Source organism: Dorea phocaeensis (assembly GCF_900240315.1).
Classification (GTDB): domain Bacteria; phylum Bacillota; class Clostridia; order Lachnospirales; family Lachnospiraceae; genus Dorea_B; species Dorea_B phocaeensis.
Map to the genome: position 1 here is coordinate 173,718 of NZ_OEPZ01000003.1, position 12,577 is coordinate 186,294.

Below are 12,577 nucleotides of genomic sequence, written 5' to 3' on the forward strand. Positions count from 1 at the left end.
TTAGAAATTCACTTTTATCCTATGCTTCCTTTGGTTTCACAACCTTATTTACAATTAAACTTACGACCAACATCACCACTGTTACACTAACCCAGCAAAATCCCATAGAATACAATGGTAACTTGTGGCAAAGATCACTCAGCACACCCAGCGGTAATCCAGCAGCATCCAGTGCATAAATCACGCTGACGCATCCTGTACCGGCAATTACCATTGGATACACGTAACGATTCTTCTCCCAGAGCCGATGTGAAAGTCCCAGAACAATTAACACAATCGAAACTGGATAAATCGCATTCAGCACCGGAATGGAGATGCTAAGAATTGCATTCAATCCCAAATTACATACCAGGAAAGAAAATGCAACAATGATCAGTACCCACTGACGGTAAGAAAACTTACCAAATTGTGTAGAAAAGAACTGAGAAATAGAGTTAATCAGTCCCACACAAGTGGTTAAACATGCCAAGGTAAAAATGGCTGCCAAAAGGATTGCTCCCGGCTGTCCAAACAATTGAGACACAATACAACGAAGCGTCCACGCTCCATTTTCCTGAATTGGATAAACATTGGAACTACACATTCCCATATAAGTCAGCATCATATATACTACAGCTAAAATACTTCCCGCAAACACACCAGCCAGTACCGTATAGTGCATGGTTCTCTTCTTTTCTTTTAATCCAAAAGAACTTAGTGTTGTTGCAATCACCAATCCAAAGTTTAACGCCGCAATCGTATCCATCGTCTGGTATCCTTCAGAAAATCCTTGCAGAAACGGTGCCGCCTTGTAGGCTTCCTGCGGAGCTGCAACATCTACCTGCCCCTTCATCAGAAAGCTAATAAACAGAAAGACCAGTAAAATAAGAAGGCTTGGTGTCAAGAATGTTCCAATTCTTTTTACCAATTTTCCCGGAGTAAAACAAAGCCACAAAGCAATCAGGAAGAACACCAGGGAATATGCTACCATCCATACCGTCATATTCGTCCCTTCCGGAAGATACGGCGCTACTGCCATTTCAAACGGAACGGAAGCAGCCCTTGGAATTCCAAGTCCTGGACCGATAGACAAATAAATCAACACAGTAAACACTGCGGAAAACTTAACGCCTACATGGTTGGCCAGTCGATCCAGTCCGTCAAATCTGGCAACTACAATGACTCCTAGTACCGGCAGAACAACCGCTGTTGCCAAAAATCCAATGATAGCTGAAATGGTGTGACTTCCTGCATTTTGTCCCAAAAATGGCGGGAAAATCAAATTTCCTGCCCCAAAGAACAGCGAAAACAGCATAAAGCTTACCAACAGCATTTTCTTTTTTTCCAGTTTCATAATCATTTCTCCTCTTCTGTAAAATAGAATGAAGTAAGGAATTCCCTACTCCTGACCGTGGAGTCAAACAAATTTTTCCACTCCACATAAAAAAGACCCGTCTCAAATTACTCTGAGACGAGCCTTGTAAATACAATACCCGCGGTACCACTCAAATTGTACGGTTTTCTTCTTTGCCATACCTCTTCAGACTCCAACAAGCCCTATGCATTAACGCAGCCTGCACGGAAACCCCTACTTGCAATGCTTTGGGGATCTCGGCTCGGAAGGGATGGGATACAATAACAAGAACTTACCGGGGTTCCACCATCTCCCGGCTCTCTGAAAAATCCTGGTTAAATCCGTCTTCGTCATAGCCTTTATCGTATTACATTGATGAAATTATAACATTGATCTATTTTATTGTCAATCACTTATCTTCTTCTCCCTTTTGCCCCACTTTCCACGCTACCAAATAAGCAGCCACCGGAACGCTCAAAAGACAGGCAGTAATTCCAAGTAGCATCACAGCAATATTCTGAAACAACACCTTGGAATTCAGCATCATTTCCGGCGAATACCCATTCTTCTCCAGATAGGCGAACAACATCAGAGACTCGCCCAGATAGGCAAATACAAGCGTATTTACCGTCGTTCCGATAATCTCCTTTCCCACTTCAATTCCAGACCGGAAATAGGCACTTCTATCCAGGTCTTTTCTGTGTACTGCCACTTCGTAAACTGCCGACGTCACAGAAAGAGCCGTGTCCATCACCGCACCAAGCGCACTTAGAAGAACAACCCCCACAGCTACCTGCTGCATGGAAATAACCAAATCAGTGGTATAGTAAAACTGTACGTCTTCCTGCACCGCCTGAATCTCATTAAGCCCTGCACTTCCTGTTTTCCAAACACCCACACAGATTCCCACTGACAATACAGCCATCACAACAGCTACCGTCAAAAACGCTGTTTTCGTCTTTAAATTACTTCCATTCTGCTTCATCAATGTCAGATAACTAATCAAAACAGCCGCCACCGGAATGATCAAAAGCGGAGGCTTTCCAGACGCAAGCAAGAGAACTGTCAATGCAAGCACACCGATATTTCCACACAATGCCAATACTGCTGATGCACCGCGCTCTCCTCCCACCGTAATCAGCAAAACGAACAAAATCAATGCAAGAAACCAGATCATATCGCTTCTGACCTCCTTCCACGCCGTCTAAGCAGACACGATGATATCAGAATAGAAATGGGAATTGCCGCCACAATCCCTATACTTTCAATTAAAAATTCCACAATCTCCAATGGGATATGAAGCCTCACCATGGTAAGAAATGACACTTCATTGTTCATACGAATCAAAAAAGACGGTATCAGACTACTTCCAAAAGTAAACAACAATACACTGATCATCGTTCCCATAATATCGTAGCCAATCTCCCGTCCGGAACGAAACAAACTACGAAACGTAAGATCCGGCTTCTTTTCCAACAGCTCACTTAAGGCTGCGGAAATCGTAACTGCCACATCCATAATTGCTCCAAGCCCTGCCAGCATAACTTCCGCAGCAAAGATATCTTCTGGATTCTCAATCGTCCCCAGATATTCCATTGCTGAATAATCCGGCTCCGCCACCCGGTTCATCACCGCAAAGAAAATCGCCATAATCAACGCCAGCACACAGAAAGATGACAGCACAGCAGCAAATGTTTTCCTGCTGAAACCATTTAAGAACAACAATGTCGTTACCATAAACAGAATTGCCATCAGATTACAGATCTTTAAGATATCCTTCCCTTGCAGATACAACGTAAATCCTGCTCCATAAATCCCTAGATTGACTACAAGCGTAGCAATCGTCAGAACGCCCTGCTTTTTCGTAATCAGAAGAAGCAAAATCACCATCAGGCCAAACAAAGCTGCCAGATACACATCTCTTTTCAACGTTTTAATCGTCGCCGTTTTTCCTTCTCCATTCAGACTGACCAGCACCTGATCCCATTTATGGTACTTTTGATTGATCACCTGTGACGCAGAATATTCATTTTTCAGCAGAATCTTATCGCCTTTTTGGTCGCCGTTTAAGAGTTTTGCCTCCATCGTCTGTTCGTAATACTGTTCTTTTTCCCCTCTTGCACCACTCTTAACACCACTTTCTTCCGTTCTCACCTTCTGAATTCTTGCAACCGGTATCTGATAAAGCCAGGCATCCGTTGCCACAAAAAGAATTAGTGCAAGATAGAAAAGCAGAAAAAAGATATATTTTTTTCTAAACATGAAACTTCTTATACATCTCCTCTTTAAATTCTTTCCCTTTAAAAAGTATCAAAGCAAGCAGGAATAAAAAGCTAAGTCCGGCACACAGAACCGCCGGAGCGGAAACAGTAATCACATGACACGCCAAAAGAAGAAGCGGAAGAACCACACTGTACCCTGCTGCCATCACAAAATAGATCATATATTCTCGCGGCGAATGCGATTGTATCTTAGAGATCACCATCATAGAAATCTGAATTAAAATGCAGACTGCCGGCAATACAAAGTTCACCGACCAGCCTCGCCAGCCTACACACAGATCCCATACAACAGCTCCAATCGTCACGACCAAAAGCTGCCACATGGCATTTTTCATCAGGTTATGCCGTTTAAAATAGCCCACTGCCAACGCAAGCCACATGGATAAAGCTCCTGCCACAGCCCACACAGCCCAGTGAAGATTCGGCGTCAGCACTGCATTGCACATAACACTAAGTACCGCAGCTGCAATACAACCAAACGAAAATCCTCGAAAAAACTTTTTCCCTTCATAGTTCGGCTTCACCTGTTCCGGAAAATCAGGCTTCTTTAACTCTACTTTCACACCCAGTCCTTCCAGTATCTGATAAAAATTGCGCTGTATATTCGAACTGTCATACCTAGACGTAAATGCAAAAGACATGGTATCTCCGTAAGAACAGGCACAAAGTTCTGTCCTCGGCGTACTGGTATAGACACCAAAACGTTCAATATAAGGTGCATATTCCTCTGGCATTCGCACCGCACTCATATTAGAAAATACCGCCGTTACTTCCCGCTCTGCCATCTTCGCCCCCGCTTTGATACAGGGATTTTTTAATTCTAATGGCGCCCATCTTAAAATCTTATTCTTTTCAAAAGCAATCAATTCATTCATTCGCTGAGCTACTTTTTCTTTTGAAAGATTCTCTTCAAAATATCCTTTTACTTCTTTTAGAACTTCCTTAAAGGTATCTTCTCTGCCCGAACGTCCAAACTGATATCCCGGCTCAATATAACCAAAGAAATTCAGCATGGAATCAGATGGAAACAATTTCCTTAAGTTAACCGGCACCATCAGAATAACCGGCTTCTTCTCCTGCATCCGGGTCATTTCCTCATGGATGGCATAGATCAGCGCTGCAGTCAAAAGCACAGACATCGATACCCCATATTTTCTTGACACTCCCAGAAGTTCCTGTACAGAGGCCGTGCTTTCCATCACCTTAAGTTCCTCATACTCCTTGCGGAACTTATGAATCTGATAAGCATGCACTTTTTTCTTCTTACGCTTGGGAAGATCCGGATTATAGTATTTACTGAAGCTGTCGTCTTCCTGGTCTCGTACCGTCACCCGGGCGTTCGTCAGTTCCACATTCTCCAGTCCGTCCTCTTTATGGGAAAGACACAGATAATTTTTCACCAGCTCCCGAATGAATTCCGTAGCTCCGGTTCCGTCTGTCAACGCATGAAATACTTCAAAGTTAATCCGATTCCGATAATACGTCACTTCAAATAATAAAGCCTTCTTATCTCGAACATAGAGACAGCTGCAAGGTTCCTTGTATTCCTCTCTCACCACCGGACGAAGCTCACTTTTTTCCAGATAATGCCAGAAGAGCCCTTTTCGCATCACCGACAAAAACACCGGATATTTCTCAATGGTCTGATTCAATGCTTTCTGCAGCACTTCCGGCTGAATTGCTTCCTTAAGTTCACAATAAAACCGAAACACACGGGTATCTTTTGCACTGCTGGTCGCAGAAAACATTTTTGCCGCATTATCAAGATTTCGCCAATACGCCCGCTTTTGCTGAAACACTGCTATTTCCTCCTTAAAAATTCATTAATCAATTCAAAGCTTTCCTTTACATGGTAATACTTAATTCCCAATGCAAAATATCCGTGAAGAGCATCCGAAATTCGGTGAATTTCCACCTCATTTCCGGCCTCGGAAAGCTTCCGTCCATAATCTTCCCCTTCATCCCTAAGTGGATCAAATTCTGCCGTTAGAATCAAAGTTTTCGGCTGATTCTTATAATCTTCCGCCAAAAGCGGTGCAAAATATGGATTCTTCTTATCCTTCTCACTGGATGCATACAACTCAATATAATCCCTCATTTTGCCAGCTGTTAGTAGATAATCACTGCCATTCTCCCGCACCGATGGATACGGAGATGCATCACTGTAATCCCCGTAGAGAGCCGGATAAATCAGAACCTGCCGCTTGGGGAGAAATTCCCCTCGATCCCTTGCCAAAAGGGACAGAGCTGCCGCTAAATTTCCACCGGCACTGTCACCGATCACCGTAATCTGTTCCGGATCAATTCCAGCGATCTTCCCTGTGTACAGTTCCTTCGCCACCGCATAACAATCTTCCAGCCCTACCGGAAATTTATATTCCGGAGCCAGCCGATATCCCACGGAAACCACAATATGATTGGTTGCCACTGCCATTCGGGCACAGATTCGTTCATAATTATCGATACTCTCTGTCACCCATCCTCCTCCATGAAAGAACAGCATGACCGGAAGCCCATCCGTCTCTTTCTCTCTGGGCAGATAAACCCGAACCGGCACCTCATACCCCTCATTATAAATCTTCCCATCAATGGTTCGATGAAAAATTTTCATCGGATCAATGGCTTTTAAATTCGCCAGATGCCTGGACGCCTCCACCTCGATTCCATCAAAGGATAATGCTTTTAATACCTTTCTCATGGATTTGTTAATCGCCATGCTTTACTCCTTACTTCACCTATTCCTGATTCCCAATCTGCTCCGCCAGATCATTTAGATAGACCCAGCGCTCCATCTTTTCTTCCAACTTTTGCTCCACCTCTTCTTTTTGAGTCAAAAGTTCATTTAACTTTGCTGAATTGGTGGCATTGGCTGCAATTTCTTCCTCCAGCCTTTCCACCTGTTCTTCCAAATCTGCAATTTCTCCGTCAATGGTCTCGTATTCGCGCTGTTCTTTATAAGAAAATTTAAGCTTCTGCTCCCGGCGCTTCCAGGTGGCCTTTGAATCGGATTTTTTCTCTTCATCCTTCCCTTTGTCCGGTAATTTCCTGTCTTCTAAGCTCTCCAATCCTTCCAGCTCTTTTCGGATCAGATAATCTGAATAACCGCCTTCATACTGCCGGATTCTTCCTTCTCCTTCAAAGGAAAAGATCCGGGTTACCATTCGATCCAGAAAATAGCGGTCATGGGATACGATAATAATAATTCCATCAAACCGATCCAGATAATCTTCCAAAATGGTCAGCGTCTGGATGTCCAAATCGTTCGTCGGCTCATCTAAAATCAATACGTTTGGAGCGCTCATCAGAATCCGCATCAGATATAGCCGGCGCTTTTCGCCACCAGAGAGTTTCTCAATCCTTGACCATTGAAGCGCTCCGTCAAACAGAAAGTTCTCCAGCATCTGGGATGCTGTGATCCGACCATCGGAAGTAGTAATATATTCTCCCACTTCTTTCACATAATCAATCACTTTCATCGTGTCATCCATCGCTTCATTTTCCTGAGAGAAATAGCCAATTCGAATCGTCTGTCCAATTTCTATGTTCCCCGCATCCGGCGTCACAAGTCCGTTCACCATCTTAAGAAGCGTTGATTTTCCACATCCATTTGGACCAATGATCCCGATTCGGTCATTTTTTAAAAATAAGTAGGAGTAATCCTCTATCAGCTTCTTGTCCCCATAAGATTTCGATAAATGGGAAAGTTCAATTGTCTTATTTCCCATACGGGATGCTACAGAATCCATAATCACTCTCTTTTCCGCCTGGATATCCTGCATCTCCTGCATCGCTTTGATTCGATCAATATGCGCCTTCTGCTTGGTGCTTCTGGCACGCGCGCCGCGGCTTAACCACTGAAGCTCTGTTCGAAGCAAACTCTTACGCTTACGCTCTGTGGCAAGCTCCATATTCTGCCTCGCCTCCTTTAGCCGCACGAACTCCGAATAATTCCCCGGATAAGAATAAAGTTTTCCCTGGTCTACTTCCACAATCCGATTGACTACGCGATCCAAAAAGTAACGATCATGTGTCACCATCAAAACCGCTCCCTTAAATCGGATCAAATATTCCTCCAGCCACTCTGACATGGCATTGTCCAAGTGGTTCGTCGGCTCATCCAGTACGAGAATATCTGCCGGCGTCAAAAGGGCATTCACAAGAGCCACACGTTTCTTCTGTCCTCCCGATAAAAGGGATGCCTTGCCATCAAAATCAGTAAATCCAAGCTGATTTAACATTGCCTTTGCATCTGCTTCAATGGTCCACTGATTCAGCTCATCCTGATTGCCCTTTACCGCTGCCTGAAGAATGGTCTCCGCCTCTTCAAACACCGGGGTCTGAGGCAAGTAACAGATCTTGACCTGGCTTCCCATACTGATCTTTCCATCATCATAATCTTCGATTCCCGCTGCAATCTTAAGAAGGGTAGATTTCCCCATTCCATTGACTCCAATGACACCGATTTTCTCATTTTCATTAATACTAAATCCTACATCATCCAGCAAAATCCGATCCGTATAAGACTTTGTCAGATGCTCCATCGTCAATAAATTCATATGTTTCATTTCCTTATCTTGCTTCTAATTCTGCTGTCTATAATGTACTTATTATACGCATAACCTTGTGGCTGCGTCAAATAGCTTTTCTCGTCTTCTGCCTTCGGAACATTCCAATTCCCATCAGCATCGTCAGAACTTCAGCTGCCGGAAATGCCAGCCAAATCCCGATAACTCCAAGGAACAAAGGAAGCAGATAAACCAGCGCAATCAAAAGCACGCATCCCCTGAGCATACAGATAATCAGGGACTCTACCGGCTTTACCACCGCCTGAAAATAACTGATAAATACCATATTGACGGCCATTGCTATAAAGCCGACAAAATAGATACGAATTGCCGATGCTGACAACGCCAGAATCTGCGGATCCGGATTTAAGAAAATATAAGTATAAAGATCCGGGAACGCGATTCCCACCACTACCGGAACTGCACAAATGACCAACGATGTCCAGACTGCACTCCAGAATACCTGGTGAATCCTCTCTCCTTTTCCCGCTCCAAAATTCGTGGAGATAATCGGCTGTGCCGCCTGATTGACTCCTTTACACAAGCTCATAATTACAATGGATACATTGCAGATGATTCCAAATACTGCTACCGCCGTATTACCTACGTATTTCAAAAGCTGAAGATTAAAAATATAAATCGTAATTCCGGAAGAAATCTCAATCACAAAGCTGGCGGCTCCATTGACCAGAATCTCCCGGACGGCTGAAATGGACATCCCATGGATTTGAAATCGTAACTGATTCTTTGGAGAGAAGAAATGAAGAACCAGAATTACAACCGTCAATGTAGACCCAAGTACCGTTGCCAGCGCTGCTCCTGCCATCCCCATCTGCATCGGGAATACAAAGAGATAATCCAGCACAATATTGGTCACACCGCCGGCAATAACTGCATTCATCGCAAGTTTGGGCGCACCGTCATTGCGCACGAACGTCTGCAGATAGGAAGATAAATAATATGCCCCCATTCCCCAGATAATACAGCGCATGTAGTCCATCACATAGGGGAACGTTTCCTTTGTCGCTCCCAAAGCCCACGCAATCTCTTCCATCCATACCACACAGACAATCTGAGAAAGAAGCCATATCACAATATTTAGAATGAAAGACAGGGTAAAGAAGGCATCTGCCTTCTTCTTGTCCCCTCTTCCCCGGCAGACTGACATCAGTACCGAACCGCCCACTCCGAACAACAGACCAATTCCAAAAAAAATATTATAAATCGGCAGTGCAATATTGAGTGCCGCCATAGCCGTAGCTCCCAACCCTTTTCCAATCATAATGGTATCTGCCAATACGTAGATGGACGTTACCATCGTACCACAAATGGATGGAATCAAATACCGAAAAAAGATTCCCCTCACCGGCTTCGTTACAAAATCCTGTGTATTCATTTCATCTCTCCTGCTTTTCTTTCCTGTTCTCTTTTCCCCGCAAAACAAGACTGCTGCAACCCCAAATGGTTCTGCAACAGTCTTTGTTCTTCTGGTGTATATACTGAAATATTTTTACGGATTATTTATTTCTAAGCGTAACATCATGGGCGCCGCCTTCCACAATACTGGTTGCCGACACTAACGTAATCTTCGCCTTTTCCTGCAATTCCGGGATCGTCAGCGCACCGCAGTTACACATGGCTCCGCGTACCTTGCTTAATGTCAGATTCACATTATCTTTCAAGCTTCCCGCATAAGGAACCAGGGAGTCTACACCCTCTTCAAAAGAAAGCTTCTTATCTCCTCCCATATCATAGCGCTGCCAGTTTCTGGCTCTTGCGCTTCCTTCTCCCCAGTATTCTTTCATATAGCTGCCGCCTACGTTCACTCGCTTAGTCGGACTTTCATCAAATCTTGCGAAATACCGTCCCAGCATCACAAAATCTGCTCCCATAGCCAGCGCCAGCGTAATATGATAATCGTGTACAATTCCACCATCGGAACAAATCGGGACATAAATTCCCGTCTCTTTATAATATTCATCTCTTGCTTTCGCAACTTCGATCAAGGCAGTTGCCTGTCCCCGGCCAATTCCTTTCTGCTCTCTGGTAATACAGATCGCGCCTCCGCCGATGCCTACCTTAACAAAATCCGCCCCTGCCTCTGCAAGGAAACGGAATCCATCTGCATCCACTACATTTCCCGCGCCAACCTTTACACGATCCCCGTAATTTTCACGGATATAGTCGATCGTCAGCTTCTGCCATTCAGAAAATCCTTCAGAGCTGTCAATGCAAAGGGCATCTGCTCCAGCTTCCAAAAGAGCCGGAACCCGTTCCTTATAATCTCTGGTATTGATCCCTGCACCAACCATATAACGTTTGGATTGATCAATCAATTCATTCTCATTCTTTTTATGCGTATCGTAGTCCTTCCGGAACACCAGATACACCAGTTCCTGATTCTTATTTACCAGTGGGAGACAATTGATCTTGTGCTCCCAGATAATGTCATTGGCCTCTTTCAAAGTCGTAGACTCATCCGCATAGACCAGATGATCCAGCGTTGTCATGAAATCTTTCACCTTTGTATCCATACTCATCCGGCTGACACGATAATCCTTGTTCGTGACAATGCCAAGAAGCTTCCCGCCGGACTGCCCATTCTCTGTAACGGCTACTGTGGAATGTCCGGTCTTCTCTGTAATATCCAGCACATCTTTCAGCGTCATATCCGGCGACACATTGGAATCACTGACTACAAACCCCGCCCGGTAACGTTTAACTTTTCGAATCATTTCCGTCTGATTCTCCACCGTCTGAGAGCCATAAATAAAGGAGAGACCTCCTTCTTGTGCAAGCGCCACTGCGAGACGATCATCTGATACCGACTGCATAATTGCAGAAACCATCGGAATATTAATAGAAAGCGCCGGCTCCTCCCCTTTTCTATACTTCACAAGCGGTGTCTTTAAACTCACGCGGGACGGAATACACTCTGCAGAGGAATATCCCGGAATCAATAAATATTCACTAAACGTACGAGATGGTTCTTCATAAAAATACGCCATAATTTTTCTCCTTTTCCTACTCTTCAAGATAAGTATTCTGGTATTCTCTGCGAATCTCTTCCGGAACCAGTCTTCCACCGGTTGCCCACGCGATATGCACAGCATTTGGAAGCTTCTCAAGAAGCCCATGCTCCTGAAGATACCCCCTAGTCTCCTCATACTGATTCAATTTCAGCGGCCCTTCAAATGCTGCGCAGGAACTCGGTTCGATAAAAATATTCTCACTCTTTATCAACGCCCGCATATATTCATACAGCCATTTGTCATGAACCGTAAACTCTCCGCTAAGAATAGGATCCATCACTTTCCCCACAAACCCTGACGGGCGTCCTACTGCAAGGCCATCCGCATGCGTCTGTCCCGTAAGGCCGATCTCCTGCACACTGATTTCGTGATGCAGCCCGGTTGCCATTCCCAAAATCATACACGGCGCTTCCACAGGCTCCACGAAAAATACATGCACATTGTCTCCCCAAATCTCCTTCGCTCCATACGTAACCCCGCCTGGCGCTCCACCAACGCCACATGGAATATACACGAACAATGGATGCTCTTCATCAATACAGATTCCCTGCTCGGTAAGCTGATCCTTCAGACGCCCTGCTGCCACCGCATATCCCAGAAATAGGTTTTTAGAATTTTCATCATCTACAAAATAACTCTTCGGATCTGCATCTGACTCTTTTCGCCCCTGCTTAACCGCCTCACTGTAATCCGATTCATACTCTATAACAGTGACTCCGTGACTTCTAAGCAAATCCTTCTTCCACTGTCTTGCATCTGCAGACATATGTACAACCACCCGGTATCCCACTGCCGCACTGGCAATTCCGATACTAAGTCCTAAGTTTCCCGTTGACCCCACCTGAATCGTATACTGACTGAAGTATTTACGGCACTCGTCCGATGCAAGCTTGGAATAATCATCTTCCACCGTAATCAATCCAGCCTCCAGTGCAAGATCCTCCGTGTGTTTCAGAACCTCATAGATTCCTCCACGCGCCTTTACTGATCCTGCCACTGCTAGATGACTATCCTTCTTAAGAAGCAGCGTTCCCTCGATTGTTCCGCCAAACTCCTGATTCAAAAGTTCTTTCATCTTTTCAATCGGTACCAGCTCTGATTCAATCACGCCTCCACTTTCTTTCGTCTCCGGAAAACATTTCTGAATAAACGGTGCAAACCTCGCAAGTCTGGCCTTAGCATCCTCAACCTCGCTTGCCGTAACCGGAAGGATTCCCTTACTTTCCTCCCAGGAAAGTTTCTTTGGATTTCTCCATCCTACCTGTTCCTTTTCCGCAAGCTCCCTCACAACAGGAAGGTTCATATACTCTCTTTCCATCGTCTTTCCTCCTTACGAAAAACCCTATTTTCTATCTATGCTGATTA

At 44.6% G+C, this 12,577-nt stretch carries 9 protein-coding genes; all 9 read right to left on the bottom strand.

The features are described from left to right. Positions 1-19: 19 nt before the first annotated feature. A complete protein-coding gene (gene brnQ, locus C0979_RS07930) occupies positions 20-1,333 on the bottom strand; it encodes a branched-chain amino acid transport system II carrier protein (protein ID WP_101695449.1) in 1,314 nt (437 codons plus the stop codon). Positions 1,334-1,742: 409 nt separating this feature from the next. Further along, entirely contained in the window at positions 1,743-2,510 is a 768-nt protein-coding gene (locus C0979_RS07935) for a YibE/F family protein (protein WP_101695450.1), read from the bottom strand. Then, positions 2,507-3,595, bottom strand: a complete 1,089-nt coding sequence (locus C0979_RS07940; protein WP_202031226.1) for a YibE/F family protein — start codon at positions 3,593-3,595, stop codon at positions 2,507-2,509. The genes C0979_RS07935 and C0979_RS07940 overlap by 4 nt, the downstream gene beginning before the upstream one ends. Further along, positions 3,588-5,414, bottom strand: coding sequence for a DUF6320 domain-containing protein (locus C0979_RS07945; RefSeq protein WP_101695452.1), 1,827 nt, complete (start codon positions 5,412-5,414; stop codon positions 3,588-3,590). Before C0979_RS07945 ends, C0979_RS07940 begins: the two co-directional genes overlap by 8 nt. A 2-nt stretch (positions 5,415-5,416) precedes the next feature. Further along, positions 5,417-6,331, bottom strand: a complete 915-nt coding sequence (locus tag C0979_RS07950; protein ID WP_101695453.1) for an alpha/beta hydrolase — start codon at positions 6,329-6,331, stop codon at positions 5,417-5,419. Positions 6,332-6,350: 19 nt separating this feature from the next. Next, positions 6,351-8,171 (bottom strand): ABC-F family ATP-binding cassette domain-containing protein, encoded by a 1,821-nt coding sequence (locus tag C0979_RS07955; protein ID WP_101695454.1) that lies wholly within the window; start codon positions 8,169-8,171, stop codon positions 6,351-6,353. Between the two features lie 76 nt (positions 8,172-8,247). Continuing rightward, the gene (locus C0979_RS07960; protein ID WP_101695455.1) at positions 8,248-9,576 is read right to left on the bottom strand and encodes an MATE family efflux transporter; all 1,329 of its coding nucleotides are present in this window, start codon (positions 9,574-9,576) and stop codon (positions 8,248-8,250) included. A 121-nt stretch (positions 9,577-9,697) separates the two neighbouring features. Continuing rightward, positions 9,698-11,188, bottom strand: a complete 1,491-nt coding sequence (locus C0979_RS07965; RefSeq protein ID WP_101695456.1) for an IMP dehydrogenase — start codon at positions 11,186-11,188, stop codon at positions 9,698-9,700. Positions 11,189-11,204: 16 nt separating this feature from the next. After that, positions 11,205-12,515, bottom strand: a complete 1,311-nt coding sequence (dsdA, locus tag C0979_RS07970) for a D-serine ammonia-lyase (protein WP_408608331.1) — start codon at positions 12,513-12,515, stop codon at positions 11,205-11,207. Between the last annotated feature and the right edge of the window lie 62 nt (positions 12,516-12,577).

Coding starts and splice junctions, on each gene's coding strand:
- brnQ (WP_101695449.1), bottom strand. CDS start 1,333: ATGAAACTGGAAAAAAAGAAAATGCTGTTGGTAAGCTTTATGCTGTTT.
- C0979_RS07935 (WP_101695450.1), bottom strand. CDS start 2,510: ATGATCTGGTTTCTTGCATTGATTTTGTTCGTTTTGCTGATTACGGTG.
- C0979_RS07940 (WP_202031226.1), bottom strand. CDS start 3,595: ATGTTTAGAAAAAAATATATCTTTTTTCTGCTTTTCTATCTTGCACTA.
- C0979_RS07950 (WP_101695453.1), bottom strand. CDS start 6,331: ATGGCGATTAACAAATCCATGAGAAAGGTATTAAAAGCATTATCCTTT.
- C0979_RS07955 (WP_101695454.1), bottom strand. CDS start 8,171: ATGAATTTATTGACGATGGAGCATCTGACAAAGTCTTATACGGATCGG.
- C0979_RS07960 (WP_101695455.1), bottom strand. CDS start 9,576: ATGAATACACAGGATTTTGTAACGAAGCCGGTGAGGGGAATCTTTTTT.
- C0979_RS07965 (WP_101695456.1), bottom strand. CDS start 11,188: ATGGCGTATTTTTATGAAGAACCATCTCGTACGTTTAGTGAATATTTA.
- dsdA (WP_408608331.1), bottom strand. CDS start 12,515: ATGAACCTTCCTGTTGTGAGGGAGCTTGCGGAAAAGGAACAGGTAGGA.